This window comes from Umezawaea sp. Da 62-37 (genome assembly GCF_032460545.1).
GTDB lineage: Bacteria > Actinomycetota > Actinomycetes > Mycobacteriales > Pseudonocardiaceae > Umezawaea.
In genome coordinates this window covers 4,903,507-4,927,867 of record NZ_CP135965.1, presented here as the reverse complement: position 1 = coordinate 4,927,867, position 24,361 = coordinate 4,903,507, and the positions used below count along the sequence as shown (strand labels likewise).

Below are 24,361 nucleotides of genomic sequence, written 5' to 3'. Positions count from 1 at the left end.
ACGACGAGGACTGCGTAGAGATGGGCATTCGCAAGTACAAGCCGACGACCCCCGGTCGTCGCGGTGCGAGCGTCTCCGACTTCGCCGAGATCACTCGGTCGACGCCGGAGAAGTCGCTGGTCCGTCCGCTGCACGGCAAAGGTGGCCGTAACGCGTCGGGCAAGATCACCACGAGGCACAAGGGTGGCGGTCACAAGCGGGCATACCGCTTGATCGACTTCCGCCGCACCGACAAGGACGGCGTGCCGGCCAAGGTCGCTCACATCGAGTACGACCCCAACCGCACGGCGCGCATCGCACTGCTGCACTACGCCGACGGCGAGAAGCGCTACATCGTCGCCCCGGAGAAGCTGCACCAGGGCGACATGGTGGAGAACGGGCCCAAGGCTGACATCAAGCCCGGCAACAACCTCCCCCTGCGCAACATCCCGGTCGGTACGGTCATCCACGCGATCGAGCTCCGCCCCGGTGGCGGCGCGAAGATCGCCCGATCCGCGGGCGTGAGCGTTCAGCTCGTGGCCAAGGACGGTCCGTACGCCCAGCTGCGCCTCCCCTCGGGTGAGATCCGCAACGTGGACGTGCGCTGCCGCGCCACCGTTGGTGCGATCGGCAACTCCGATCACAACAACATCAACTGGGGCAAGGCCGGCCGCATGCGCTGGAAGGGCCGCAAGCCCACGGTTCGTGGTGTGGCCATGAACCCCGTCGACCACCCGCATGGTGGTGGCGAGGGCAAGACCTCCGGTGGTCGCCACCCGGTCAACCCGGCTGGTAAGCCCGAAGGCCGTACCCGCCGCCGCAAGCCAAGCGACAAGCTCATCGTCCGGCGTCGTCGCACCGGTAAGAAGCGCTGAGCAGGAAGGGAGTGAAGGATGCCTCGCAGCCTTAAGAAGGGCCCCTTCGTTGACGACCACCTGCTCAAGAAGGTGGACGTTCTCAACGAGTCGGGCAAGAAGACCGTCATCAAGACCTGGTCCCGCCGGTCCACGATCATTCCGGACATGCTGGGGCACACCCTCGCGGTGCACGACGGCCGGAAGCACGTCCCGGTGTTCGTGACCGAGGCCATGGTTGGGCACAAGCTGGGCGAGTTCGCCCCGACGCGCACCTTCAAGGGCCACATCAAGGACGACCGGAAGTCGCGCCGCCGCTAGGCGACGAACTAGGAAGAAGCTAAGGGGAAGCAGCGATGAACGCCCGCAACGATGCCAGTGCGCCGGAGTACCCGCGCGCCATGGCTCGGGCTCGCTACGTCCGCGACACGCCGATGAAGGTGCGTCGCGTGATCGAGCTCATCAGGGGCCGTAGCGCCAGCGACGCCCTGGCCGTGCTCCAGTTCGCGCCTCAGGCGGCAAGTGAGCCGGTCGCGAAGGTGCTCGCCAGCGCCGTGGCCAACGCCGAGAACAACCTCTCCCTGGACCCGACCACCCTCTGGGTGTCCAAGGTCTACGTGGACGAGGGGCCGACGCTGAAGCGTTTCCGTCCGCGGGCCCAGGGCCGCGCGTACCGGATCCGCAAGCGCACGAGTCACATCACCGTCGAGGTCGAGTCCCGTCCCAAGGCGGAAGCCCGTCCCAAGGCGGTTCGCAAGACCAGCGCGAAGGGAAGTAACCGGTAGTGGGTCAGAAGATCAACCCGCACGGCTTCCGGCTGGGGATCACCACTGACTGGAAGTCCCGCTGGTACGCCGATAAGCAGTACGCCGAGTACGTGGCCGAGGATGTCAAGATCCGCAAGCTGCTCGGCCGTGGCATGGAGCGTGCCGGCATCTCGAAGGTGGAGATCGAGCGCACCCGTGACCGCGTTCGCGTCGACATCTTCACCGCACGGCCGGGTATCGTCATCGGCCGTCGCGGCGCAGAGGCCGACCGCATCCGCGGTGAGCTGGAGAAGCTCACCAAGAAGCAGGTGCAGCTGAACATCCTCGAGGTCAAGAACCCCGAGTCGGACGCGCAGCTCGTCGCACAGGGTGTGGCCGAGCAGCTGTCCAACCGCGTCGCCTTCCGGCGCGCGATGCGCAAGGCCATCCAGTCGGCCATGCGTTCCCCGCAGGTCAAGGGCATCCGCGTGCAGTGCGGCGGTCGTCTCGGCGGTGCCGAGATGTCCCGTTCCGAGCACTACCGCGATGGTCGAGTGCCGCTGCACACGCTGCGCGCCGACATCGACTACGGCTTCTTCGAGGCCCGCACCACGTTCGGCCGTATCGGCGTGAAGGTGTGGATCTACAAGGGTGACGTCGTCGGTGGTCTGAGCGCTCGTCGTGAGCGTGACGCTGCCCCGTCGGCAGCTGACCGCGCGCCTCGTCGCGACCGCGATGCCCGCCCGAACCGGGCCCGTCGTTCGGGTGCCAGTGGCACCACGCCGACGAGCACCGAGGCAGGGCGTGCCGCGGCCGACGCACAGGCCAGCGAGACGCCGGCAGCCCCGGCCGCTGAAGAGAAGACGGAGGGCTGAGTCGTGCTCATCCCGCGGAGGGTTAAGCACCGCAAGCAGCACCACCCCGGTCGGTCGGGTGCTGCCAAGGGCGGCACGAGGGTCACCTTCGGTGAGTTCGGCATCCAGGCCATGGAGCCGGCTTACGTGACCAACAGGCAGATCGAGTCCGCGCGTATTGCCATCAACAGGCACATCCGTCGTGGTGGCAAGGTCTGGATCAACATCTTCCCGGACCGCCCGCTGACCAAGAAGCCCGCCGAGACCCGCATGGGTTCCGGTAAGGGTTCCCCGGAGTGGTGGGTGGCCAACGTCAAGCCGGGTCGGGTGCTCTTCGAGATGAGCTTCCCGAACGAAGCCGTGGCACGTGAGGCACTGCGCCGCGCGATCCACAAGCTCCCGATGAAGTGCCGCATCGTTACGCGTGAGGGTGGTGAGTTCTGATGGCAGCGGGTACCACCGCTTCCGAGCTGCGTGAGCTCACCGAGGAGGAGCTCGTGCTGCGCCTGAAGGAGGCGAAGGAGGAGCTGTTCAACCTCCGCTTCCAGATGGCCACCGGGCAGCTCGACAACAACCGTCGTCTGCGGACGATCCGGCATGAGATCGCCCGGATCTACACCGTGATGAGGGAGCGGGAGCTCGGTCTCTCGGTTTCCCCTGACGCGGTCTCCACTGGTGAGGGTGCGGCATGACCGAAAGCAACGAAGCCACGATCGAGGACCGCAACGACCGCAAGGTCCGCGAGGGTTACGTCGTCGGCGACAAGATGGACAAGACGATTGTGGTCGCGCTCGAGGACCGCAAGAAGCACCCCAGGTACTCCAAGGTCCTGCGCTCCACCACCAAGGTGAAGGTGCACGACGAGGAGAACTCGGCCGGTGTGGGTGACCGCGTTCGCCTCATGGAGACGCGTCCCCTGTCCGCCACCAAGCGCTGGCGGCTCGTCGAGATCCTTGAGAAGGCCAAGTAGTAGTTAGTTGGACCGAGCCTGTCAGGTCGGAAATCTGGCAGGCCAGGAATGGTCAGGAGTTGTAGTGATCCAGCAGGAGTCGCGGCTGCGCGTCGCCGACAACACCGGTGCGAAGGAAATCCTTTGCATCCGTGTTCTCGGTGGCTCGGGCCGCCGCTACGCGGGTATCGGGGACATCATCGTCGCGACGGTGAAGCAGGCCATCCCCGGTGCCAACGTGAAGAAGGGCGATGTCGTCAAGGCCGTCATCGTTCGGACCGTGAAGGAGCGCCGTCGTCCCGACGGTTCCTACATCCGGTTCGACGAGAACGCCGCCGTGCTCATCAAGCCGGACAACGAGCCGCGGGGTACCCGCATCTTCGGACCGGTCGGCCGTGAGCTGCGCGACAAGAAGTTCATGAAGATCATCTCGCTGGCACCGGAGGTGCTCTAGCCATGAAGGTCAAGAAGGGCGACACGGTCGTCGTCATCGCCGGCAAGGACAAGGGCGCCAAGGGCAAGGTCATCCAGGCCCACCCGGACACCGACAAGGTGTTGGTGGAGGGCGTGGCCAGGGTCAAGAAGCACACCCGGATCTCGCAGACCCAGCGTGGTGCGCAGTCCGGTGGCATCGTGACCCAGGAGGCCTTGATCCACGTCTCCAACGTGATGGTCGTCGACGCGGACGGCAAGCCGTCCCGCATCGGCTACCGGACGAACGACGAGGGCAAGCGCGTCCGCATTTCCCGTCGTAACGGGAAGGACATCTGACATGACCACCGCTGAGAAGATCATCCCGCGGCTGAAGACCCGCTACCGCGAGGAAATCGCCGCCGAGCTGAACAAGCAGTTCGACTACGCCAACGTCATGCAGATCCCGGGCGTGGTGAAGGTTGTCGTCAACATGGGTGTCGGCGACGCCGCCCGCGACGGCAAGCTGATCGAGGGCGCCGTTCGCGACCTCTCGATCATCACCGGCCAGCGTCCCGAGGTCCGGCGCGCCCGCAAGTCCATCGCGCAGTTCAAGCTCCGCGAGGGCATGCCGATCGGCGCCCGCGCCACGCTTCGCGGCGACCGGATGTGGGAGTTCCTGGACCGGCTGCTGACGATCGCGCTGCCGCGCATCCGCGACTTCCGCGGCTTGTCCCCGAAGCAGTTCGACGGCAACGGGAACTACACGTTCGGCCTCAACGAGCAGTCGATGTTCCACGAGATCGACCCCGACGCCATCGACCGCCCGCGCGGCATGGACATCACGGTCGTCACCACCGCGACCACCGACGATGAAGGTCGGGCGCTGCTGAAGCTCCTGGGCTTCCCGTTCAAGGAGAACTGAGTCGATGGCCAAGAAGGCATTGATCAACAAGGCTGCCGCCAAGCCCAAGTTCAAGGTGCGGGGTTACACCCGTTGCCAGCGCTGCGGGCGTCCGCACTCGGTGTTCCGCAAGTTCGGCCTGTGCCGGATCTGCCTCCGGGAGATGGCGCACCGCGGCGAACTGCCGGGTGTCAGCAAGTCCAGCTGGTAAAGAGCGTTTCCACTTCGCTGTAGGCCTGCCCGCGACCGGCATCTCGGACCCTGGGCTGGGGAACCGCAGTGAGAAAGGTTGACTAGGTCACCATGACGATGACCGATCCGATCGCAGACATGCTGACGCGTCTGCGCAATGCGAACTCCGCGTATCACGACAAGGTCGTGATGCCGCACTCGAAGCTCAAGGCGAACATCGCCGAGATCCTCAAGCGCGAGGGCTACATCTCGAGCTACCGCGACGAGGCGGGTGACGTTGCGAAGAACCTGGTGGTCGAGCTGAAGTACGGCCCGAACCGGGAGCGCAGCATCGCGGGCCTCCGCCGGGTGTCCAAGCCCGGTCTCCGCGTGTACGCGAAGTCCACGAACCTCCCCAAGGTGCTCGGCGGCCTTGGTGTTGCCATCATTTCGACCTCTGGTGGTCTGCTGACCGACCGCCAGGCCAACAAGCAGGGTGTAGGCGGAGAAGTTCTCGCCTACGTCTGGTAAGGGAGGGGGACCGCATGTCGCGCATTGGAAAGCTGCCGATCACCGTTCCCTCTGGGGTCGACGTGAACATCGACGGCCAGGACGTGAGCATCAAGGGGCCCAAGGGCACCCTGAGCCTCACGATCGCTGAGCCGATCGTGCTGGAGAAGGCCGAGGACGGCACCCTCGAGGTGAAGCGTCCCGACGACGAGCGGCGCAGCCGTTCGCTGCACGGCCTCTCCCGCACCCTGATCCACAACATGGTCATCGGTGTGACCCAGGGTTACGAGAAGAAGCTTGAGATCCACGGGGTCGGTTACCGCGTCGCGCTCAAGGGTTCCGACCTGGAGTTCGCGCTCGGCTACAGCCACCCGGTGAAGGTCGAGGCCCCTGAGGGCATCACCTTCGTCGTCGAGAACCCCACGCGTTTCTCCGTTCAGGGTATCGACAAGCAGCAGGTGGGCGAGATTTCCGCCAACATCCGCAAGCTGCGCAAGCCCGACCCGTACAAGGGCAAGGGTGTGCGGTACTCGGGCGAGAAGATCCGCCGCAAGGTCGGAAAGACGGGTAAGTGACATGAGCGAGTCGACTGCTACGAAGCGCAAGCCGGTGGGCAAGGACATCTCGACCACGCGTCGCATCGCCAAGGCCCGTCGTCACTTCCGCCTGCGCAAGAAGGTCAACGGGTCCGCCGAGCGTCCGCGCCTGGTCGTGCACCGTTCCTCGAAGCACATCACCGTGCAGATCGTGGACGACCTGAAGGGCCACACGCTCGTCTCGGCCACCTCCTTGGAGGCGGACGTGCGCGCGGTGGACGGCGACAAGAAGGCCCGTGCGGCGAAGGTCGGTCAGCTGGCCGCGGCTCGTGCCAAGGACGCCGGGATCACCACGGTCGTCTTCGACCGCGGTGGCAACGCGTACCACGGCCGCATCGCCGCTCTGGCGGACGCGGCCCGCGAGGCCGGGCTGGAGTTCTGACAATGATCAACACTGGAATTGAGAGGGACGCCTGATGCCAGGACGCACGCGTCGCGAAGGCGGCGGGGGCGAGCGCGGAGAGCGCCGCGACCGTCGTGACGGCGGCCGCGGCGGCGCGGCCCAGGAGAAGACCCCTCACCTCGAGCGCGTGGTTGCGATCAACCGCGTGTCCAAGGTGGTCAAGGGTGGTCGCCGGTTCAGCTTCACGGCCCTCGTGGTCGTGGGCGACGGCGACGGCATGGTGGGCGTCGGCTACGGCAAGGCCAAGGAAGTTCCCGCGGCCATCGCCAAGGGTGTCGAGGAAGCGAAGAAGAACTTCTTCCGCGTTCCCCGCATCGGCGGCACGATCCCGCACCCGATCACGGGCAAGAAGGCCGCCGGCGAAGTGCTGCTGCGTCCGGCCTCGGCCGGTACCGGCGTCATCGCCGGTGGCGCTGTCCGCGCGGTGCTGGAGTGCGCAGGCATCCACGACGTGCTGAGCAAGTCGCTGGGTAGCGACAACGCCATCAACATCGTGCACGCCACCGTCGCCGGCCTGAAGGGCCTGCAGCGCCCCGAAGAGGTCGCGGCCCGCCGCGGTCTCCCGCTCGAGGACGTCGCACCCGCCGGCATGCTGCGCGCACGCGCACAGCAGGGGGCGTGACACCATGGCGCAGCTCAAGATCACCCAGGTGAAGAGCACCATCGGTACCAAGCACAACCACCGCGAATCGATCCGCACCCTCGGGCTGCACAAGATTCGCCAGTCGGTGGTGCGCGATGACACCCCTCAGGTCCGCGGTCTGATCAAGGCCGTCCGCCACCTGGTGGTTGTCGAGGAGGTCAACTCATGACCATCAAGATCCACCACCTGCGTCCCGCCCCTGGTTCGCACACCGCCAAGACCCGCGTCGGCCGCGGTGAGGGCTCCAAGGGCAAGACCGCCGGTCGCGGTACGAAGGGCACGGGCGCTCGCAAGAACACCCCGGCGCGCTTCGAGGGCGGCCAGATGCCGCTGCACATGCGGCTTCCGAAGCTCAAGGGCTTCAAGAACCCGTTCCGCACCGAGTACCAGGTCGTCAACGTCGGCGACCTCGCCCGCCTGTTCCCCAAGGGCGGCAGCATCAGCGTCGACGAGCTCGTCGAGGCCGGTGCGGTGCGCAAGGGCCAGCTCGTCAAGGTGCTGGGCGACGGTGACATCGCGGGCATCAAGCTCGACGTCACCGCGCACAAGTTCTCGGGCAGCGCCGCCGAGAAGATCGCCGGCGCCGGTGGTTCCACCACCGTGCTCTGAAACTGATCACCTGAAGGCCCCCCGGAGCTTCGGCTCCGGGGGGCCTTTCGGCGTTCGGGGAGCAATTCGAGGACGCTGCGGACGGACTCTGGCCACCGCCTCCTCGTGACGGGCACTCCGGAACCCGCGGGACCGGGCGTCCGGGCTCTCCAGGTGCCTGGGCGGGCAACCGGTGGCGGACGACCACTCCCCGGTCGGAAGCGGTCCGGGTCGCCGCTCACGGCGAACTCCGGGGGGTGACGCGGTGTGGGGGGCGCGAATCAAGACGGCGGCGATCGGGCGGTGCGCGGACCCCGTTGTCCCGCAAGCGTTCGCGCAGGGCGTAACCGGTGCTCCGCGGACCTCCTCCCCGACCGGTGGAATCGCCCTCCAGGCCCCCGGAACTTGATCCGTTCGGCCCCTTGCACGCCCAACTGATCAACCGAGTGCAACCTGTGAATGACTACTGGCTACGGAGAACCGGCGGATGGCTGTTAAAGTCGCGGGCTGAACCCGGATGTCCTCCGGGTCGGTGGCGGCCACCTGCCGCGATCGGTCGAAAACCGTCGGCGATTCGCCCGGCGGTAAGCCAGTGCCGGCGGATGGTCGGTACCGCTCGATGTCGGCCCTGGGCCGACAACGCTCAGGAGGTTCGCGTGCTCGGCGCATTCCGCTCGGCTCTCGCGACGCCGGACCTACGGAAAAAGATCCTGTTCACACTCGGGATCATCGTGGTGTACCGGTTGGGCGCGACTTTGCCCGCGCCGGGCGTGTCCTTCAAGAACGTCAAGGAGTGCGCTGAACAGATCGATCAGCAGGGGATCTACTCCCTGATCAACCTGTTCAGCGGTGGCGCTCTGCTCAACTTGTCGATCTTCGCGCTGGGCATCATGCCCTACATCACCGCGAGCATCATCGTCCAGCTGCTCACCGTGGTCATCCCGCGGTTCGAGCAGTTGAAGAAGGAAGGCCAGGCGGGCCAGGGCAAGCTGACGCAGTACACCCGTTACCTGACGATCGCGCTCGCGATCCTCCAGTCGACCGGCATCGTGGCGCTCGCCGTCCGCGGCCAGCTGTTCCAGAACTGCACGCAGCCCGTCGTCCCGAACGACACCATCTTCACCCTGGTGACCCTGGTCGTCACGATGACCGCCGGTACCAGCGTGATCATGTGGCTGGGCGAGATCATCACCGAGAAGGGCATCGGCAACGGCATGTCGTTGCTGATCTTCACCGGTATCGCCGCGCGCATCCCGGCCGAGGGCAAGAACATCCTGTCCAAGGGCGGTCTGACGTTCTTCCTCGTCTGCGTCGCGGGCCTCGTCATCATCGCCAGCGTCATCTACGTGGAGCAGGCCCAGCGCCGCATCCCGGTCCAGTACGCGAAGCGCATGATCGGTCGCCGCATGTACGGCGGCACCTCGACCTACCTGCCGCTGAAGGTGAACCAGGCGGGCGTCATCCCGGTCATCTTCGCCTCCTCGCTGCTGTACCTGCCCGACCTGATCTCCCGGTTGACGACCTCGACCGACGCGGGCGCGACGCCCGGCTGGTGGCAGACGTTCGTGGCGACGCACCTGGTGAGCCAGTCCAGCCCGGTGCACATCGCCCTGTACTTCCTGCTCATCGTGTTCTTCACCTACTTCTACGTCGGCATCACGTTCAACCCGGACGAGCGTGCGGACGAGATGAAGAAGTTCGGCGGGTTCATCCCCGGTATCCGCCCGGGGCGTCCCACCGCCGAGTACCTGCGCTTCGTTCTGGGGCGCATCACGCTGCCCGGTTCGCTCTACCTCGGCATCGTCGCCATCCTCCCGAACCTGTTCCTGGAACTGACCGGCCAAGGCCAGAACCAGAACTTCCCGTTCGGCGGCACGGCCGTCCTGATCATGGTGGGCGTCGGCCTCGACACCGTGAAGCAGATCGAGAGCCAGCTCATGCAGCGCAATTACGAAGGGTTCCTCCGCTAGTGCGACTCGTTCTCGTTGGCCCGCCTGGAGCGGGCAAGGGCACCCAGGCCACCGTGTTGAGCGAGAAGCTCGGCGTGCCGCACATCTCCACCGGAGACCTTTTCCGCGCACACATCAGCAACCAGACCGAGCTCGGCCGGGAGGTCCAGGAGTACCTGGACTCCGGCGAGCTCGTCCCGGATGCCGTGACCAACGAAATGGTTCGCGAGCGCCTGGCACAGCCGGACGCGCTCGAGGGTTTCCTGCTCGACGGCTTCCCGCGCAACGTGGCCCAGGCCGGTGTGCTCGGCGAGATGCTCGCCGTGGGCGACAACAAGCTTGACGCCGTGCTGGAGTTCAAGGTCGACGAGGACGTCGTGGTCGAGCGCCTGCTCGCCCGCGGCCGCACGGACGACAAGGAAGACGTCATCCGGCACCGCCAGCAGCTCTACCGCACGGAGACCGCCCCGCTGCTCGACTACTACGACAGGATCGTCGTCAGCATCGACGCGGTCGGCGACGTCAACGAGGTCGGCGAGCGCGCCCTGCGCGCCCTGCGCGGCCGTCAGTGAGCGGTGGCGTCCTCGATGCACTTCGTCGCTTCGTCCCCGGTGGCCGTGAACGCATGATCGAGATCAAGTCCCGAGGCGAGCTGGAGGCCATGCGCGCCGCCGGCCTCGTCGTGGCCCGCACGCTCGCCCTGGTGTCCTCGCACGCCAAGGCGGGCGTGAGCACGGCCGAACTCGACGAACTCGCCGAGCAGAACATCCGCGACGCCGGCGCCGTGCCGTCCTTCAAGGGCTACCACGGCTTCCCGGCGAGCATCTGCGCGTCGGTCAACGAGCAGGTGGTCCACGGCATCCCCAGTCGCACGCAGGTGCTCGTCGAGGGCGATCTCATCTCCATCGACTGCGGCGCCATCCTCGACGGCTGGCACGGCGACTCGGCCCTCACCGTCGCCATCGGCGAGGTGACGCCCGCGGAGTTGCTGCTGTCGGAGGCGACTCGGACGTCGATGCTCGCGGGTATCGAGGCGGCTGTCGCGGGCGGCAAGCTCAGCGACATCTCGTTCGCCATCGAGTCGGAGACGATCGCGGCGGGGGAGCGGGACGGGATCGAGTACGGGATCGTCGAGGGGTACGGGGGGCATGGCATCGGCACGAAGATGCACATGGACCCGTTCCTGCCGAACTACGGGAAACCGGGCAAGGGTCCACGGCTGAAGCCGGGGATGGCGATCGCGATCGAGCCGATGCTGACGCTGGGGAGCGAGCAGACGGCGGAGCTGGACGACGGGTGGACCGTGGTGACGACGGACAAGTCGCGGGCGGCGCACTGGGAGCACAGCATCGCGATCACGGAGGACGGGCCTTGGGTGCTCACGGCGCTTGAGTGAGATGTGGGTTGACGGGAGGGCCTCGCTTCGGCGGGGTCCTTTTGTCGTTGTGGGGTGTGTGGGAGTCGGCTCGCCCTTCGGGCATTGCGGTTGGGGTGTGGTGGGCGGTCGATTTGACTTGGGGCCCCTCTTTCTGGGCGTCGATGGTCGGAAAAAGGCAGGTGGTGGTGATCTGCCCGCCGCCGCGAGGGTGGGCCCGAAAACCCCAAGTGAAATCGACCGCGGTTGCGTTCCTGTGTGACTAGCGGTGGCTTCGGCTTGGTGGGGGCTTGGGGCTGCTGCTGTCTGTGTGGCTGCTGCTGCTGTCCGCGTGGTGGCTTTATGGTGTGGTCGTGGCGTTTGTTCGCTCGTCCGTCCGTCTGGGTGGGACGGGGGGTAGCCCCATGTTCTGGGGGCTTCAGGTGGGGCAGGCTTGGTGGGTGACTGAGGACACGCCGACGATGAGGGCCGCTGACAACGATCGCGAGGCGGTCGTCGAGCAGTTGGCGCGTGCACAGGCCGAGGGGCGGTTGAACATCGCTGAGTTCGACGAGCGGGTTCGGCTTGTCTGGCTGGCGCAAACCTATGCGGAGCTGGCGGCGCTGACGGCCGACCTGCCGCCGGACCGGCCGATCGTGCCGGTCCTGACCAGGCAGTCCATGCCGGTCTACGAGCACCAGGCGTATCGGCCGGACGCGTACGCGCACGCGACCCAGCAGGTGGAGCTGCGGGAGCCGGGGAAGTTCGCGGTGTTCTTCTTCCGGGCCTGGGTGGCCGCAAGTATGATCAACTTCGTCATCTGGGGGTTGGTCGTCGTCACCAACCTGGAGTGGGTCCACCCCTGGTGGATCTGGGTCGCGGGGCCCTGGGGGGCGCTGGTGCTGGCGAACCGGGTGACCCGATTTGGGTTGCCGCGCTGAACTGCGTACTATGGGTAGGTGGCGCACGTCGCGCCGGTTCCGTCATGCCTGTGATGGTGGCCAGCAATGGCCGAACTCCAGGTGATCAGTGGTTCGCAAGGGCCGGTCGGAGTCGGGGCAGCGCGTGTCCACATCCGGGAATACCACCGTCACGAAACGCGGAGGACATGGGCAAGAAGGACGGGGCCATTGAGGTCGAGGGCCGCGTAGTCGAGCCGCTCCCCAACGCGATGTTCCGAGTCGAGTTGGAGAACGGTCACAAGGTCCTGGCACACATCAGCGGCAAGATGCGTCAGCACTACATCCGAATCCTCCCAGAGGACCGGGTTGTCGTGGAGCTCTCGCCCTACGACCTGTCCCGAGGGCGCATCGTCTACCGCTACAAGTGACCTCCACGGTGCTCGGGGCAGCCGCCTCGGGCACGCGGCAAAGCAGGAGAGCTCAGGCGTGAAGGTTCAGCCGAGCGTCAAGAAGATCTGCGACAAGTGCAAGGTGATCCGCCGTCACGGTCGGGTCATGGTGATCTGCGAGAACCTGCGTCACAAGCAGCGTCAGGGCTGATCAACCCCTAGCACGACGTCGCAGTTCCTCGGAACGACGCGACACAAGACAAGCCTCCTCGCACCTGCCGGGCGTTTCGACGCCCGGCGCACCCCCGGACTCCAGGCCGGGGCCGGGACACCACGTGCGAAAGCACGCGGAACGGCATAGCGAGTCAGTCCCGGAACCGGGCGAGGAGCAGACCTGGAGCGACAACCTGTTAGGAGCAAGCGCCGCATGGCACGACTCGCTGGCGTCGACCTCCCCCGCGACAAGCGGATGGAGATCGCGCTGACCTACATCTTCGGTATCGGCCGCACGCGCTCGAAGGAGCTGCTGACCGCTACCGAGATCAGCTTTGACCTCCGGGTCAAGGACCTCGGTGACGATGACCTCGCGAAGCTGCGCGAGTACATCGAAGAGCACTTCAAGGTTGAGGGCGACCTCCGCCGCGAGGTTCAGGCCGACATCCGCCGGAAGATGGAAATCGGCTGCTACGAGGGTATCCGCCACCGTCGCAACCTGCCCGTCCGCGGGCAGCGCACCAAGACGAACGCGCGTACCCGCAAGGGGCCGAAGAAGACCGTCGCCGGCAAGAAGAAGGCCGGAAAGAAGTAAGACCTCGCGTCTTAGGTAGGAGTTCACCGAAGTGCCACCCAAGTCCCGCACGGGCGCCGGGGTCAAGAAAGTCCGGCGCAAGGAAAAGAAGAACATCTCGCACGGCCAGGCCCACATCAAGAGCACGTTCAACAACACGATCGTGTCGATCACCGACCCGACCGGGAACGTCATCGCCTGGGCGTCTGCCGGACACGTCGGCTTCAAGGGCTCTCGCAAGTCCACGCCGTTCGCCGCGCAGATGGCTGCTGAGAGCGCTGCCCGCAAGGCCGCTGAGCACGGCATGCGCAAGGTGGACGTCTTCGTGAAGGGTCCTGGCTCCGGCCGGGAGACCGCGATCCGTTCACTGCAGGCCGCAGGCCTCGAGGTCGGCACCATTCAAGACGTGACCCCGCAGCCCCACAACGGCTGCCGCCCGCCCAAGCGGCGCCGGGTCTGAGGCACGGGGAGGAGTAAGAACTTATGGCTCGCTATACGGGACCAGCAACGCGAATCTCGCGCCGTCTCAAGGTCGACCTCGTCGGCGGGGACCAGGCGTTCGAGCGTCGTCCTTACCCGCCCGGCCAGCACGGCCGCGGTCGGATCAAGGAGTCCGAGTACCTGCTTCAGCTCCAGGAGAAGCAGAAGGCTCGTTACACCTACGGCGTGCTGGAGAAGCAGTTCCGCCGCTACTACGAGGAAGCGGTTCGCCGTCCGGGCAAGACCGGCGAGAACCTGCTGCGCATCCTCGAGACCCGCCTCGACAACGTGGTGTACCGGGCCGGTCTGGCCCGCACCCGTCGGATGGCCCGCCAGCTCGTCGCTCACGGTCACTTCATCGTGAACGGCCAGAAGGTCAACATCCCGAGCTTCCGGGTGTCGAAGTTCGACATCATCGACGTGAAGCCGAAGTCGCTGCCGACGCTGCCCTTCGAGGTCGCCAAGGCCACCTTCGGTGACCGTCCGATCCCCGGTTGGCTACAGGTCGTCCCCTCGACCCTGCGGATCCTGGTCCACCAGGTTCCGGAGCGGGCGCAGATCGACACGCCGGTGACCGAACAGCTCATCGTCGAGCTCTACTCGAAGTGATCCTCTTCCGGCCGGCCACCACTCCAGGTGGCCGGCCGGAGTCGGGTCCCACGGCGGCGCGAATGGTGTGCCGCACGTGTTTGCCGGTCTCCGCGACCGGTGGTGTTCCCTCGGCGTCAAATAGCGGGCGTCGTTGAGCTGAAAGAAGAACCCAGTGCTTATTTCCCAGCGCCCCTCGCTCGGCGAGGAGTCCGTCAACGAGACCCGCTCCCGGTTCGTGATCGAGCCGCTCGAGCCGGGTTTCGGCTACACCCTCGGCAACTCCATCCGCCGCACCCTGCTCTCCTCGATCCCCGGCGCAGCCGTGACCAGCATCCGCATCGACGGCGTGCTGCACGAGTTCACCACCGTGCCCGGTGTCAAGGAGGACGTCACCGACGTGATCCTGAACCTCAAGGAGCTGGTCGTCAGCTCCGAGGAGGACGAGCCGGTGACCATGTACCTGCGCAAGCAGGGCCCTGGTGCGGTGACCGCAGGCGACATCGTGCCCCCGGCCGGTGTCACCGTGCACAACCCCGACCTGCACATCGCCACCCTGAACGGCAAGGGCAAGCTGGAGATCGAGCTCGTCGTCGAGCGCGGTCGCGGCTACGTCCCCGCCGTCCAGAACAAGCAGGCCGGCGCCGAGATCGGCCGGATCCCGGTTGACTCGATCTACTCGCCCGTCATGAAGGTGACCTACAAGGTCGAGGCCACCCGTGTCGAGCAGCGCACCGACTTCGACAAGCTGATCCTCGACGTGGAGACCAAGCCCTCCATCACGCCGAGGGACGCCGTCGCGTCCGCGGGCAAGACCCTGGTCGAGCTGTTCGGTCTCGCTCGCGAGCTGAACATCGACGCCGAGGGCATCGAGATCGGCCCCTCGCCCGCCGAGGCGGACACCATCGCGGCGTTCGCGATGCCGATCGAGGACCTCGACCTCACCGTGCGGTCGTACAACTGCCTCAAGCGCGAAGGCATCCACACGGTCGGCGAACTGGTCTCGCGCAGCGAGGCGGACTTGCTGGACATTCGCAACTTCGGTGCCAAGTCGATCGACGAGGTCAAGATGAAGCTCGTCGGTCTCGGCCTGGCCCTGAAGGACAGCCCCCCTGGGTTCGACCCGTCCGCCGCCGCTGCCGACTACCCGGCAGAGGGCTGGGCGGACGGCGGCGTGGACACCCACGACGACGGTCAGGACTACGCGGAGACCGAGCAGCTCTGAAGGCCGTGAAAACGGCTGGGCCGGAGCAGAGGATCAGAAAGTAATCCGAGGAGCAAGCGATGCCCACCCCCACTAAGGGACCCCGTCTCGGCGGGTCGCCGGCCCACGAGCGGCTCATGCTGGCCAACCTGGCCACCGCGCTGTTCACCCACGGCCGGATCACGACCACCGAGGCGAAGGCGAAGCGGCTGCGGCCGTACGCCGAGAAGCTGATCAGCAAGGCCAAGGTCGGTGACCTGCACAACCGTCGCGAGATCTTGAAGGTCATCCGCGACAAGGACATCGTCCACAAGCTGTTCGCGGAGATCGGTCCGTTCTTCGTCGACCGCAACGGTGGCTACACCCGCATCACGAAGACGCTGGCGCGCAAGGGCGACAACGCCCCCATGGCCGTCATCGAACTCGTGCAGCAGAAGCTGGTCACCACGGAGGCCGAGGCCGCCCGCAAGACCAAGTTCGCCAAGGACGAGAAGGCTGCCGCTCCGGCCGCCGTCGAGTCTGACGAGGCCGAGGTCGTGGACCAGGACGCCGACACGCCCGAGTCCGCCACCAAGGACGCCGCCGAAGCTCCCGCCGAGGGCGCTGACGAGGCCCCGAAGGCCGAGGACAAGGCCGAGGACAAGGCCGAGGACAAGGCCGAGGACAAGGCCGAGGACAAGAAGGACGAGTCCTGACGGACCCGCTCATCGCAGACGAGCCCGTTGCCCCCACTGGGGACAGCGGGCTCGTTCGCGTGCGCCTGGACCTCGCCTACGACGGCACCGACTTCTCCGGCTGGGCCCGCCAGCCCGGCCGCCGCACGGTCTGCGGCGTCCTCGAGGACACCCTCTCCATGGTCCTGCGCGAGGACGTCCGCCTCACCGTGGCCGGCCGCACCGACGCCGGCGTGCACGCGACCGGCCAGGTGGCCCACGTCGACCTGCCACTGACCACGGACGTCGACGGCCTGCCGAAACGACTGTCCCGCGCACTCCCCCCGGACGTCCGGGTGTTCGCCACGCGCATCGTGCCCACCGAGTTCGACGCCAGGTTCTCCGCCATGCGCAGGCACTACGAGTACCGCGTCACCGACGCCGTCCCAGGCGCACACCCCCTCCGCCGCCTCGACACCCTCTCCTGGCCCCGCCCGCTGGACCTGGACGCGCTGACCGAGGCCTCCGCCCTGCTGCTCGGCGAAAAGGACTTCTGCGCCTTCTGCCGCCGCCGCGAGGGCGCCACCACCATCCGCGAACTGCAACGCCTCGACTGGGTACGCGCTGACGACGCCGTCCTCACCGCCCGCGTCTCCGCCGACGCGTTCTGCCACAGCATGGTCCGCAGCCTCGTAGGCGCCCTCCTGGCCGTCGGAGAGGGCCGCAAACCACCCACCTGGCCAGCTTCGCTGCTGACGTCCACCGAACGCTCCAGCCAGGTCACCGTCGCCCCACCCCACGGCCTGGCCCTGGTCCGCGTCGACTACCCACCCGACACCGAACTCGCCGCCCGCTCCGCCATCACCAGGAACGTCCGCGTCCTGAGCTGACACCGGGATGCCCGCCCTGGTCCCGCGCAGTTCGGATGCCGTGACCGGGGGTTCGACTCGGGGTGTCTGAGTGTTCGACACGGGGTGTCTGGGGGTTCGACTCGCGGTTGGTTGCGCCGCACAGGGGCAGGGCCCCTCGCCGTGTGGGTGAGGGGCCCTGTCGTTGCTGGTGCTGGCGGCCTAGATCGTGAGCGTCCACGAGTCGATGGACCCGGTGTCCTGTGCGTAGACGTCCTTCGCCTGGAGCTTCCACTCGCCATTGGCGATCTCGGTGGAGAGGTCCAGCGTGTAGGTGGCGTTCACGTCATCCGCCGTGTCGTTCCCGTTGGACGCCTTCAACATCCGCACAGCCCCACTGGGCGTGATCAACGACAGCTCCACGTCCCCCCGGTAGGTGTGCTTGACGTGCACCTCCACCTTCGCGGTCGTCGACGCCTTGTTCTTGCACCCCGAGATCGTGATCGAGCTGGTCACACCCGCGCCCTTGTCCGGGATCGCGACGTCGGTGTCGTTGACCTGCGGGGTGCAGCCGGTGGGCGGCGGGCCGGTGACGCCGCCGACCAGGAACAGCAGCTTGTTCGGCGATCCGGTGCCCGGATCCGGGATGGCGCCCGCCGTGGCCCCGTTCACCAGCGCGTCGCGGACCTCCGCGGGCGTGGCGGCCGGGTGCGTGGCCAGGTAGACCGCGGCCGCGCCGACCACGTGGGGCGTGGCCATCGAGGTGCCGCTGATGGTGTTGCTGGCGTTGTCGTCGGTCAGCCAGGACGAGGTGATGTCCGTGCCGGGTCCGAAGATGTCCAGGCAGGTGCCGATGTTCGAGTACACCGCCTTGACGTCGGTCCGCTCGGTCGCGCCGACCGTGATGGCGTTCGGCGTGCGCGCGGGCGAGGTGGTGCAGGCGTCGGCGCCGTAGCTGTTGCCCGCCGCGAGGCCGTAGGTCACGCCCGCCGCGATGGAGTTCGTCACGGCGAGGTCGACGGTGTCGTTCGCGCCACCGCCGAGGCTCATGTTGGCGACCGCCGGGCCGGGGTTGGCCAGGTGGTTCTGGGTGACCCAGTCGATGCCCGCGATGACGCCCTCGTAGGTGCCGGAGCCCGCGCAGTTGAGCACGCGGACGGCGACGAGCTTCACGGCCTTGGCGACGCCGTACTTCGTGCCCCCGACGGTGCCGGACACGTGCGTGCCGTGTCCCGCGCAGTCGGTGGCGTCGGCGTCGTTGTCGACGGTGTCGATACCGGAAACGGCACGGCCACCGGTGAACTCGCTGTGGCTGAATCGGATGCCGGTGTCGATGATGTACGCCGTCACCCCTTCGCCGCTGTTCGGGTACGTGTAGGAGTTGTCCAGCGGAAGCGCGTGCTGGTCGATTCGGTCGATACCCCACGACGTTGTGGGCGTTTGCGTGTCGGAGACGCTCACCTCGGAGTCCTGCTCCACGTAGGCGACCGCCGGGTCCGCGGCGAGCTTGCGGGCCTGCTGCTCGGTCATCGACGCCGAGAAGCCGCGGACGGCGCTCTGGTAGGTGTGCTTGACCTTCGCGTCGTACTTCGCGCTCAGGCTCGCGGTCGTCGAGCTGACGTCGGCGGCGCCTGCGCCCTTGAGAACCACGATGTAGCTGTCCTTCAACGCCTTCGCGGTGTTCAGCCCGCGAATGTCGCCCTCCGGGGCCGCGCCGGCCGATGCGCCGGTCAGCGCCGCGGTGATCGCCACCGCGGTGGTGGTGGCCAGTCCGAGGACGGCCGCCCTTCTGGCCCAAGATTCCCGAACATCTCCCATATCTGGGTTCTCCCTCATCGCAGGGTGTGCACGGAGCGTGTCGTGGTCGATCCGCTCCGTGCCCTACGGCATTTGATATTCTCCCTCGCCGCGCAACGCAAGAATTTGACGGGACAAACCGGGAGACGGATTGTCCACAGATTTGGCCGGCCTGTGAATGAATTGCTTCGTGGAGCCGATGGACACGCACAAAAAATTGTGCCCCGGTCCTGAACGGACCGGGGCACGACTGGTATCCGAATAATGGGAAAGTCAGTCTCCCCGGCGCACAGCCCCTAGGATCTGCTGCTCGCCCGGCGTCGTCACCAATCGCAGCGGCCGCCACAGGTTCTGGCCGAGCGCCACCACCTGGTCGTCCTTCAGCGTCGTCAGCTGGTGCGCCATCTGCGGCGGCAGTCGCCAGATCTGGCTCGCCAGCTGCGCCTGGCCGACCGGCAGGCGCTGGAGCAGCACCAGGTCCGCCGAACTGGCCGTGCTCGACGCCTGCGGGTGCAGGTACGGCAGCACGTACATCGTCGTCTGCCACGGCGACCGCGGCGGGAACAGCTCCTGCGGCACGTGGCCGCCGTCGTGCACGACGAGCAGCGGGGCGTCCTCGGACGGCCTCGGCAGCTCGACCGGGCTGAGCCTGCGCATCTGCACCAGTTCCGACGGCCTGCCCTCGGGACCGTTGCCCGCGGCCCTCAGCACCGGCTGCCACGCGGCGGGCCTGCCGGTGGCGATGGTGATCCACGCGCCGGTCGCCATCGCCCGCAGCGCGACCTGGCGGGCCAGGTAGAGGCCTCCCACGACGACCATGCGGGTCGGCGCGGACCGCAGCACCGAGATCGTCAGCGGTTCGCCGTTGAGCCCGGAGCCGAGCACCATGCCGCCGTGGTCGCCGCTCGGGCTGACCACGTCCAGCATCGCGGGCGAGACCAGGAACTCCGGCGCGATGCCCTTGCCCCGGCCCTGCGCGTCCAGCAGTCGAGAGTTGCTCACGCCACACCTCCCAGCGGCAGCGTCGCCGCGAGACCCGCGACCTGGAGGCCGCGCAACGGGGTGAGCGTGATGTCGAGCTTGCCGCTCAGCGTCTTGAGCCTGCTGTCGGCCTTGTCCAGTTCGGCCTGCGTCCGGGCGCTGACCCGGACCAGGCCGCGCAGCCCGACCTGGCCGTCCTCGCTGCTCGGCGAGATGGACATGGACAGCGTCGAGGACAGCGCGCGCACACCGGTCAGCGAGTTCAGGTTGTCCCGCATGCCCTTCGACGGCCAGCTGGTGATCGCGTAGCTGGCGTGACCAACGCCACCCGCCGTGACACCGGACCACTTCTCGCGCAGCGAGACGCTGCCCGTGCCGCCCGCGACCGCGGTCAGCTCGGCGGCCGAGATGCCCGCGCGGATCAGCTCGTCCGGGTCGAGCGGGCGGATCGTCACACCGGCGGACTCCAGCGCGTTGCGCACGCGGGACAGCGCGCCGATCAGAGCGCGGTGCGCGCCGATGACGCCGCCGCCGCGCTCCCTGATCGCGGCCGCGCAGCGCTTCGGGTCGAGCCGCACGGCGATCCACGTGGTGCGCCTGGCCGCCGCGGGCAGCGGGCCGAGAACCTCCATGTAGGACGCCAGCGCGGGCGAACCGGGCGGCAGGGCGGCGCTGCCGGGGTAGCAGTGCCAGATGACCGAGATGGCGTCCAGCACCACGCCGCGGTCCTCCAGGCACGGGGCGAGCGCGCCCAGCGGGAGGCTCGGCGCGCTGCCGACCGGCGAGATCAGCCCCGGAGCGGGGTCGACCAGCAGCACGGCCGTCCACGCGCCCTGGTGCCACGCGAGGCCCAGCGGCCTGCGCTCGTGGTCCTGGCCGCGCGCGATGACGAGGTCCGGCACGGCCAGCCGCAGCAGGGCGACGCGGGGGTCGTCCGGTCCGATGACCGAGGCTTCCTCCTCCGACGGCGGCTTCATCTCCGTCGGGGCGTCCCGTTTGGCGGTGCGGCTGTGCGAGCGGAAGTTGTAGCGGGCCGTCAGCCCGACCCACTGGGTCAGCCAGCGGCCGCGCCTGCGCGCGAACGCCACGACCAGCGCGACGAACGCGATGCCGCCTGCGACGTACACCAGGCCGAGGTCGATCGTGAGCAGGACGAGGCCGATCGCGACGCCGACCTCCAGCACGACCAGGTTGGCGACCGGCAGGGACCCCAGGCTCGCGCCCGCCGCGCGGCGCCGGGCCCGGCCCACGGGGGGACGCGCCAGGGCGGCGGGGGGCGCCGTGGGCTTACCCTGCGGAGGAGGTCCCGAGGGGCGAGCCATGCCGGGGTTGGGCGGGCCCGGATGTGGAGTGGTCACGGACATCCGTTCTGGTCTCTTTCCCCTCGATGTTCGGTGCACCTCGGGCTACGAGGAAGATGTCCCGGAAGGCTTATCACGCCGGGTCTCGTCAACCCGGTCACGGAGCGGCCCTCATGGGGATATCCTGCCGAACCGTACCGCGACTGGGAGAGCAGCGAGCCGAGAATGGCATCAACACCCACCACCAAGTCACAGGTCCAGGCATACCGCTTCGTGCTGCGCCGGATGCAGTCGGCCCTGGTGCGCAGGGACGCGGTGATGCTGCACGACCCGATGCGGAACCACTCGCGGGCGACGCTCGTCGGCATCGTCCTCGGCGCGGTCGGCATGATCGGCTTCCTGATCTGGGGCCTGTTCTCGCCGGATCCGCAACTGGACGCGGAGACCCAGATCGCGATCTCCAAGGAGACCGGCCAGATCTACGTGGTGCGCCAGTCGCCCCGCGTGCTGATCCCGATGACCAACCTCGCGTCCGCGCGGCTCCTCCTGCTCCAGGAGTCGAGCCCGGACAAGGGCCAGACCGGCAGCGTCAGCGGCGGTGACGCGGCGGCGGGCTCGGCGACCGCCCCGGCCGCGGTCAGCGGCGGGGAACCCAAGCTGGTCAGCGAGAAGGCGCTCGCGAAGATCCCCAAGGGACGGTTGACCGGCATCCCGGACGGGCCGGACATGATGCCCGCCGCCCAGGAGGACCGGATCGGCGCGGAATGGTCGGTCTGCGACCAGCTGACCCTCGACCAGGCCGCGATCAACCCGGAGGCGACGGCCAAGAACAAGACCACGGTCCTCGCGGGCATCGCGGGCGGCGGGAAGCCGTTGGACGGCAACAAGGCCGTGCTCGTGAAGGCCGGCGCGGACGCGAAGAAGGCCTACCTGATCTACAAGCGGCCCGACGACAGCCGCTTCACGTCGACCAGCACGGTGCGGGCCGAGGTCGACCTCTCCGACCAGAAGGTCGTCAACGCGCTGCGCCTGCAGGGCAAGGTCCCCAGGCCCATCAGCTCCGGTCTGCTGAACACCATCCAGGAGGTGGGCAAGCTCCAGGCGCCCGCCATCCCCGGACTCGGCACGCAGATCAACTACATCAACGGCGGCGTCGTGGTCGGCGACGTGCTCCAGGCCACCCGCACCGGCGAGAAGACGGTCTACTACGTCGCGCTGGACAAGGGCTTGCAGGAGGTCCCGACCGCTGTCGGCGACATCATCCGGTTCGCCTACAAGGGCGACGTGAAGCCGAAGGAGATCGACCTCTCCACGGTGGGCACCGTCGTTTCGCAGCTCGACCTCGGCGACTTCCCCACCGAGGTGCCCGCGGTCCTCGACGCGAACGCGGACAACAGCGTGATGTGCCTGAGCTGGCGCGCCGACAACGTCGGCGCGGAGAACAGGTCCGAGCACACCGAGGTCACCGTCGCGGCCGTGCTCCCCGGAGCCAAGGACGCCGTGCCGGTGCAGATCAACCAGGCGGGCGCGACCGGCGAGGTCGTCAGCCAGTTCATCATGGCCGCGGGCAAGGCGGGCGTCGTCCGCAGCTCGACGTCCATCCAGGACTACGGCAGCGGCCCCATCCACCTGATCACCGGCCGGGGCGTCAAGTACGGCATCCCGGACACGCTCACCAGCGGCGCGCTCGGTCTCGGCAAGGACGGCTTCATGCCCGCGCCGGAGTCGATCGTGAGCCTGCTGCCCAACGGCCCGCAGCTCAACCGCAACGACGCCTCGCGCAGCTACGACTCGATCCCCAGCGCGCCGGGTGTGCTCCCCGAGGACGCGGCGGCGAAGAAGGCCGCGGGCGGCTGATCCCCCTCGGCTCCGGCGGAACCGGATCAAGTCCGGGGCCGTCGGAGTCGGTGGCGCACTGTTCGGGGCGGGGAGGTACGGGTGGACGACGTCGCACGCAGGCTGGGCGGCCACCCGGCGACACCCTCGGCCCCCGGCCGGATCGAGGTCGACAGCGCGTGGCTGGAGCTCTACGCCGAGCGCGTCGAGGACGCCGCCGGGGAGCTGTCCCTGGCGCGGGGTGAGCTGCACGACAACCCGTTGCGCCCGCAGAGCTTCGGCGGGATCGGCGGGGACCTGCGCACCGCCGAGGCCTACGCCCGCGCGTCCAGGCTGCTCAACCGGCAGCTGGACCGCGCGTGCGACGTGCTCAGGGCCGCGGGCAAGGGCCTGCACGACGTGGCGGGGCACTACGGCGGCACCGAGGACGAAGCCGTGCGGCTGATCAACAAGGCCGACCAGGTCTAGGGGCGTCATGCGTGGCAAGGACGGTCGCGGGATCGAGTCGGAGGTCGGCGCCGACCTCGACTACCTCTCCCAGCTCAGCCGCAGGCTGGGCGTCGCGGACCTGGTCGAGGAGTACTTCACGCCGGTCGTCGGCGACTGGAACGACCTGCACGACGAGGCCGAGCGCTGGCGGGCGGCGGGGCAGGCCGCGGAGTCGGTTACCGAGGACCTGCTGAAGCCGCTGGGCAGGCTCGACTCGGCCTGGCAGGGCGCTTCCGCCGACTCGTTCGTCGACCACATGCGCCAGGTCGGCCTCGCGGGCCACGACATGTCCGACGTGATGGTCGCGATGGGCGAGGCGCTCGACGAGACCGCCGAGGGCATCCGCGGGATCGTCCAGGACATGGCCGAGGTGTTCCGCGACACCGCCGACACCGTGTCCGGCGCCGCCGGGCTGCCGCTGGACGGCGACGCCCGGATCGTGGCGCACCTGGACGACCTGAAGGACCCCGCGAGGGAGATGTACGAGTCGGTCCGCGACGTCCTGGAGGCGTTCGGGCGGCTGTGCGACGGCTTGAGCGGCGAGGACCCCGAGTTCGCCGGGCCGACCGTGGAGCACGCCTACCCCGAGCGGAACTGGCAGTTCGCGGAGGCGGGTTCCGCCGCGGGCGGTTCGCGGGCCGGGCAGGCCGGTCAGGCTGCGCAGAACGAGCAGACCGGGCAGTCCTCGCAGGCCGTGCGGTCGATGAGCGGGTCGCTCCTCGACACCGGGTCGCCCGCCGCCGGGAAGCCTGAGGCGCCCGCTGCCGTCGCAGGGGCGGTCGGTGGTGCGACGGGGTCGGTCGGCGGGGGTTCGGTCGCCGGAGGCGTTCCTGGAGGCTCGGTCGGGGGTTCCGCCGGGTCGGTGGGCAGCGTGCCCGCCGCGCCCGCCGCACCCACGCAGCCCACGCAGCCCGGTGGGTACACGGCCGTGCAGGAGCCCCGCACCGTGGAGCAGGCGGCCCGGCCCGTCGCCGCGGCGGCCGCGGGTGGTGGTGGCGCCCAGGGCGGACAGGCCGCGGGCGGCGGGATGATGGCGCCCATGGGTGGCGCGGGCGGGCAGCAGGGCGGGGACAAGGAGCACAAGTCCAAGGTGCGCCTCGCCGGGTCCACCGAAGAGGTGTTCGGCAAGCCGGGGAAGACCGCGCCGCCCGTCGTGGGGGAGTAGTCCCGGACCGCTCGGGACCGCGTGGCGAGT

35 protein-coding genes are annotated in these 24,361 nt (G+C 68.2%); 32 read left to right on the top strand and 3 right to left on the bottom strand.

The window, feature by feature from the left end:
- The first annotated feature begins 20 nt into the window (after positions 1-20).
- The 29 genes from rplB (at position 21) to truA (ending at position 16,804) form a co-directional block, all read left to right on the top strand.
- Positions 21-854: a 50S ribosomal protein L2 gene (gene rplB / locus RM788_RS22210; protein WP_315933655.1), complete on the top strand. Its 834-nt coding sequence runs from the start codon at positions 21-23 to the stop codon at positions 852-854.
- 18 nt (positions 855-872) lie between these two features.
- Positions 873-1,154 carry a 30S ribosomal protein S19 gene (gene rpsS, locus RM788_RS22205; RefSeq protein ID WP_086669030.1) on the top strand — a complete coding sequence of 94 codons (282 nt, stop codon included), beginning with the start codon at positions 873-875 and terminating at the stop codon, positions 1,152-1,154.
- 35 nt (positions 1,155-1,189) lie between these two features.
- Positions 1,190-1,618 carry a 50S ribosomal protein L22 gene (gene rplV / locus RM788_RS22200; protein ID WP_315933654.1) on the top strand — a complete coding sequence of 143 codons (429 nt, stop codon included), beginning with the start codon at positions 1,190-1,192 and terminating at the stop codon, positions 1,616-1,618.
- A complete protein-coding gene (rpsC, locus tag RM788_RS22195; protein ID WP_315933653.1) occupies positions 1,618-2,454 on the top strand; it encodes a 30S ribosomal protein S3 in 837 nt (278 codons plus the stop codon). Before rplV ends, rpsC begins: the two co-directional genes overlap by 1 nt.
- Before the next feature lie 3 nt (positions 2,455-2,457).
- A complete protein-coding gene (rplP, locus tag RM788_RS22190) occupies positions 2,458-2,877 on the top strand; it encodes a 50S ribosomal protein L16 (RefSeq protein ID WP_315933652.1) in 420 nt (139 codons plus the stop codon).
- Complete coding sequence (gene rpmC / locus RM788_RS22185) at positions 2,877-3,125, top strand: 50S ribosomal protein L29 (protein WP_106187118.1); 249 nt, start codon at positions 2,877-2,879, stop codon at positions 3,123-3,125. The genes rplP and rpmC overlap by 1 nt, the downstream gene beginning before the upstream one ends.
- Positions 3,122-3,403 (top strand): 30S ribosomal protein S17, encoded by a 282-nt coding sequence (gene rpsQ, locus RM788_RS22180; protein ID WP_315933651.1) that lies wholly within the window; start codon positions 3,122-3,124, stop codon positions 3,401-3,403. The genes rpmC and rpsQ overlap by 4 nt, the downstream gene beginning before the upstream one ends.
- A 64-nt stretch (positions 3,404-3,467) precedes the next feature.
- Positions 3,468-3,836, top strand: a complete 369-nt coding sequence (rplN, locus tag RM788_RS22175) for a 50S ribosomal protein L14 (protein ID WP_106187120.1) — start codon at positions 3,468-3,470, stop codon at positions 3,834-3,836.
- Between the two features lie 2 nt (positions 3,837-3,838).
- The gene (rplX, locus tag RM788_RS22170) at positions 3,839-4,153 is read left to right on the top strand and encodes a 50S ribosomal protein L24 (protein ID WP_315933650.1); all 315 of its coding nucleotides are present in this window, start codon (positions 3,839-3,841) and stop codon (positions 4,151-4,153) included.
- 1 nt (position 4,154) lies between these two features.
- Entirely contained in the window at positions 4,155-4,718 is a 564-nt protein-coding gene (gene rplE, locus RM788_RS22165) for a 50S ribosomal protein L5 (RefSeq protein WP_106187122.1), read from the top strand.
- A gap of 4 nt (positions 4,719-4,722) precedes the next feature.
- Positions 4,723-4,908 carry a type Z 30S ribosomal protein S14 gene (locus tag RM788_RS22160; RefSeq protein ID WP_053715226.1) on the top strand — a complete coding sequence of 62 codons (186 nt, stop codon included), beginning with the start codon at positions 4,723-4,725 and terminating at the stop codon, positions 4,906-4,908.
- A gap of 92 nt (positions 4,909-5,000) precedes the next feature.
- Positions 5,001-5,399 (top strand): 30S ribosomal protein S8, encoded by a 399-nt coding sequence (gene rpsH, locus RM788_RS22155; protein WP_106187123.1) that lies wholly within the window; start codon positions 5,001-5,003, stop codon positions 5,397-5,399.
- Between the two features lie 14 nt (positions 5,400-5,413).
- Positions 5,414-5,953: a 50S ribosomal protein L6 gene (gene rplF, locus RM788_RS22150; protein ID WP_315933649.1), complete on the top strand. Its 540-nt coding sequence runs from the start codon at positions 5,414-5,416 to the stop codon at positions 5,951-5,953.
- A 1-nt stretch (position 5,954) separates the two neighbouring features.
- Positions 5,955-6,356 (top strand): 50S ribosomal protein L18, encoded by a 402-nt coding sequence (gene rplR / locus RM788_RS22145; protein ID WP_315933648.1) that lies wholly within the window; start codon positions 5,955-5,957, stop codon positions 6,354-6,356.
- A gap of 34 nt (positions 6,357-6,390) precedes the next feature.
- Positions 6,391-6,999, top strand: coding sequence for a 30S ribosomal protein S5 (gene rpsE / locus RM788_RS22140; protein ID WP_106187126.1), 609 nt, complete (start codon positions 6,391-6,393; stop codon positions 6,997-6,999).
- A 4-nt stretch (positions 7,000-7,003) separates the two neighbouring features.
- Positions 7,004-7,189, top strand: coding sequence for a 50S ribosomal protein L30 (rpmD, locus tag RM788_RS22135; protein ID WP_106187127.1), 186 nt, complete (start codon positions 7,004-7,006; stop codon positions 7,187-7,189).
- On the top strand, positions 7,186-7,629 hold the full coding sequence (gene rplO / locus RM788_RS22130; RefSeq protein WP_315933647.1) for a 50S ribosomal protein L15: 444 nt from the start codon (positions 7,186-7,188) through the stop codon (positions 7,627-7,629). Before rpmD ends, rplO begins: the two co-directional genes overlap by 4 nt.
- 635 nt (positions 7,630-8,264) lie before the next feature.
- Positions 8,265-9,578 carry a preprotein translocase subunit SecY gene (gene secY / locus RM788_RS22125; RefSeq protein WP_106187129.1) on the top strand — a complete coding sequence of 438 codons (1,314 nt, stop codon included), beginning with the start codon at positions 8,265-8,267 and terminating at the stop codon, positions 9,576-9,578.
- Positions 9,578-10,129 (top strand): adenylate kinase, encoded by a 552-nt coding sequence (locus tag RM788_RS22120; RefSeq protein ID WP_315933646.1) that lies wholly within the window; start codon positions 9,578-9,580, stop codon positions 10,127-10,129. Before secY ends, RM788_RS22120 begins: the two co-directional genes overlap by 1 nt.
- Positions 10,130-10,182: 53 nt before the next feature.
- Positions 10,183-10,953: a type I methionyl aminopeptidase gene (gene map / locus RM788_RS22115; RefSeq protein WP_315933645.1), complete on the top strand. Its 771-nt coding sequence runs from the start codon at positions 10,183-10,185 to the stop codon at positions 10,951-10,953.
- A gap of 269 nt (positions 10,954-11,222) precedes the next feature.
- Positions 11,223-11,852, top strand: coding sequence for a DUF1707 SHOCT-like domain-containing protein (locus RM788_RS22110; protein ID WP_315933644.1), 630 nt, complete (start codon positions 11,223-11,225; stop codon positions 11,850-11,852).
- 167 nt (positions 11,853-12,019) lie between these two features.
- Entirely contained in the window at positions 12,020-12,241 is a 222-nt protein-coding gene (gene infA, locus RM788_RS22105; protein WP_005166804.1) for a translation initiation factor IF-1, read from the top strand.
- 58 nt (positions 12,242-12,299) lie between these two features.
- Positions 12,300-12,413 carry a 50S ribosomal protein L36 gene (rpmJ, locus tag RM788_RS22100; protein ID WP_010148647.1) on the top strand — a complete coding sequence of 38 codons (114 nt, stop codon included), beginning with the start codon at positions 12,300-12,302 and terminating at the stop codon, positions 12,411-12,413.
- Positions 12,414-12,629: 216 nt separating this feature from the next.
- The gene (gene rpsM, locus RM788_RS22095) at positions 12,630-13,010 is read left to right on the top strand and encodes a 30S ribosomal protein S13 (RefSeq protein ID WP_315933637.1); all 381 of its coding nucleotides are present in this window, start codon (positions 12,630-12,632) and stop codon (positions 13,008-13,010) included.
- Positions 13,011-13,041: 31 nt separating this feature from the next.
- Positions 13,042-13,449: a 30S ribosomal protein S11 gene (gene rpsK, locus RM788_RS22090; RefSeq protein WP_106187134.1), complete on the top strand. Its 408-nt coding sequence runs from the start codon at positions 13,042-13,044 to the stop codon at positions 13,447-13,449.
- A 23-nt stretch (positions 13,450-13,472) separates the two neighbouring features.
- Positions 13,473-14,078, top strand: coding sequence for a 30S ribosomal protein S4 (gene rpsD / locus RM788_RS22085; RefSeq protein ID WP_106187135.1), 606 nt, complete (start codon positions 13,473-13,475; stop codon positions 14,076-14,078).
- 154 nt (positions 14,079-14,232) lie between these two features.
- Positions 14,233-15,282: a DNA-directed RNA polymerase subunit alpha gene (locus RM788_RS22080; protein WP_106187136.1), complete on the top strand. Its 1,050-nt coding sequence runs from the start codon at positions 14,233-14,235 to the stop codon at positions 15,280-15,282.
- A 59-nt stretch (positions 15,283-15,341) separates the two neighbouring features.
- On the top strand, positions 15,342-15,956 hold the full coding sequence (gene rplQ, locus RM788_RS22075; RefSeq protein WP_315933634.1) for a 50S ribosomal protein L17: 615 nt from the start codon (positions 15,342-15,344) through the stop codon (positions 15,954-15,956).
- Between the two features lie 59 nt (positions 15,957-16,015).
- A complete protein-coding gene (gene truA / locus RM788_RS22070) occupies positions 16,016-16,804 on the top strand; it encodes a tRNA pseudouridine(38-40) synthase TruA (RefSeq protein WP_315933633.1) in 789 nt (262 codons plus the stop codon).
- A 180-nt stretch (positions 16,805-16,984) separates the two neighbouring features.
- On the opposite strand, the gene RM788_RS22065 is transcribed toward truA, so the two are convergent.
- The 3 genes from RM788_RS22065 to eccE form a co-directional block, all read right to left on the bottom strand.
- Positions 16,985-18,580, bottom strand: coding sequence for a S8 family peptidase (locus RM788_RS22065; protein WP_315933632.1), 1,596 nt, complete (start codon positions 18,578-18,580; stop codon positions 16,985-16,987).
- A gap of 252 nt (positions 18,581-18,832) precedes the next feature.
- Positions 18,833-19,486, bottom strand: a complete 654-nt coding sequence (locus RM788_RS22060; RefSeq protein ID WP_315934712.1) for a polyadenylate binding domain-containing protein — start codon at positions 19,484-19,486, stop codon at positions 18,833-18,835.
- A 71-nt stretch (positions 19,487-19,557) separates the two neighbouring features.
- Positions 19,558-20,904 (bottom strand): type VII secretion protein EccE, encoded by a 1,347-nt coding sequence (eccE, locus tag RM788_RS22055; RefSeq protein ID WP_399344378.1) that lies wholly within the window; start codon positions 20,902-20,904, stop codon positions 19,558-19,560.
- 162 nt (positions 20,905-21,066) lie between these two features.
- On the opposite strand from eccE, the gene eccB reads away from it, so the two are divergent.
- From eccB to RM788_RS22040, 3 genes are all read left to right on the top strand, one after another.
- On the top strand, positions 21,067-22,698 hold the full coding sequence (eccB, locus tag RM788_RS22050; protein WP_315933631.1) for a type VII secretion protein EccB: 1,632 nt from the start codon (positions 21,067-21,069) through the stop codon (positions 22,696-22,698).
- Positions 22,699-22,779: 81 nt separating this feature from the next.
- Positions 22,780-23,145 (top strand): hypothetical protein, encoded by a 366-nt coding sequence (locus RM788_RS22045; protein ID WP_315933629.1) that lies wholly within the window; start codon positions 22,780-22,782, stop codon positions 23,143-23,145.
- Positions 23,146-23,152: 7 nt separating this feature from the next.
- Complete coding sequence (locus tag RM788_RS22040; RefSeq protein ID WP_315933628.1) at positions 23,153-24,331, top strand: WXG100 family type VII secretion target; 1,179 nt, start codon at positions 23,153-23,155, stop codon at positions 24,329-24,331.
- Positions 24,332-24,361 lie beyond the last annotated feature (30 nt).

What these genes read in the sequence shown, in the direction of transcription:
- rplB (WP_315933655.1), top strand. Translation starts at nt 21, where the DNA reads ATGGGCATTCGCAAGTACAAGCCGACGACCCCCGGTCGTCGCGGTGCG.
- rpsS (WP_086669030.1), top strand. Translation starts at nt 873, where the DNA reads ATGCCTCGCAGCCTTAAGAAGGGCCCCTTCGTTGACGACCACCTGCTC.
- rplV (WP_315933654.1), top strand. Translation starts at nt 1,190, where the DNA reads ATGAACGCCCGCAACGATGCCAGTGCGCCGGAGTACCCGCGCGCCATG.
- rpmC (WP_106187118.1), top strand. Translation starts at nt 2,877, where the DNA reads ATGGCAGCGGGTACCACCGCTTCCGAGCTGCGTGAGCTCACCGAGGAG.
- rpsQ (WP_315933651.1), top strand. Translation starts at nt 3,122, where the DNA reads ATGACCGAAAGCAACGAAGCCACGATCGAGGACCGCAACGACCGCAAG.
- rplX (WP_315933650.1), top strand. Translation starts at nt 3,839, where the DNA reads ATGAAGGTCAAGAAGGGCGACACGGTCGTCGTCATCGCCGGCAAGGAC.
- rplE (WP_106187122.1), top strand. Translation starts at nt 4,155, where the DNA reads ATGACCACCGCTGAGAAGATCATCCCGCGGCTGAAGACCCGCTACCGC.
- RM788_RS22160 (WP_053715226.1), top strand. Translation starts at nt 4,723, where the DNA reads ATGGCCAAGAAGGCATTGATCAACAAGGCTGCCGCCAAGCCCAAGTTC.
- rpsH (WP_106187123.1), top strand. Translation starts at nt 5,001, where the DNA reads ATGACGATGACCGATCCGATCGCAGACATGCTGACGCGTCTGCGCAAT.
- rplF (WP_315933649.1), top strand. Translation starts at nt 5,414, where the DNA reads ATGTCGCGCATTGGAAAGCTGCCGATCACCGTTCCCTCTGGGGTCGAC.
- rplR (WP_315933648.1), top strand. Translation starts at nt 5,955, where the DNA reads ATGAGCGAGTCGACTGCTACGAAGCGCAAGCCGGTGGGCAAGGACATC.
- rpsE (WP_106187126.1), top strand. Translation starts at nt 6,391, where the DNA reads ATGCCAGGACGCACGCGTCGCGAAGGCGGCGGGGGCGAGCGCGGAGAG.
- rpmD (WP_106187127.1), top strand. Translation starts at nt 7,004, where the DNA reads ATGGCGCAGCTCAAGATCACCCAGGTGAAGAGCACCATCGGTACCAAG.
- rplO (WP_315933647.1), top strand. Translation starts at nt 7,186, where the DNA reads ATGACCATCAAGATCCACCACCTGCGTCCCGCCCCTGGTTCGCACACC.
- map (WP_315933645.1), top strand. Translation starts at nt 10,183, where the DNA reads ATGATCGAGATCAAGTCCCGAGGCGAGCTGGAGGCCATGCGCGCCGCC.
- infA (WP_005166804.1), top strand. Translation starts at nt 12,020, where the DNA reads ATGGGCAAGAAGGACGGGGCCATTGAGGTCGAGGGCCGCGTAGTCGAG.
- rpsM (WP_315933637.1), top strand. Translation starts at nt 12,630, where the DNA reads ATGGCACGACTCGCTGGCGTCGACCTCCCCCGCGACAAGCGGATGGAG.
- rpsD (WP_106187135.1), top strand. Translation starts at nt 13,473, where the DNA reads ATGGCTCGCTATACGGGACCAGCAACGCGAATCTCGCGCCGTCTCAAG.
- rplQ (WP_315933634.1), top strand. Translation starts at nt 15,342, where the DNA reads ATGCCCACCCCCACTAAGGGACCCCGTCTCGGCGGGTCGCCGGCCCAC.
- RM788_RS22065 (WP_315933632.1), bottom strand. Translation starts at nt 18,580, where the DNA reads ATGGGAGATGTTCGGGAATCTTGGGCCAGAAGGGCGGCCGTCCTCGGA.
- RM788_RS22060 (WP_315934712.1), bottom strand. Translation starts at nt 19,486, where the DNA reads ATGCTGGACGTGGTCAGCCCGAGCGGCGACCACGGCGGCATGGTGCTC.
- eccE (WP_399344378.1), bottom strand. Translation starts at nt 20,904, where the DNA reads ATGTCCGTGACCACTCCACATCCGGGCCCGCCCAACCCCGGCATGGCT.
- eccB (WP_315933631.1), top strand. Translation starts at nt 21,067, where the DNA reads ATGGCATCAACACCCACCACCAAGTCACAGGTCCAGGCATACCGCTTC.
- RM788_RS22040 (WP_315933628.1), top strand. Translation starts at nt 23,153, where the DNA reads ATGCGTGGCAAGGACGGTCGCGGGATCGAGTCGGAGGTCGGCGCCGAC.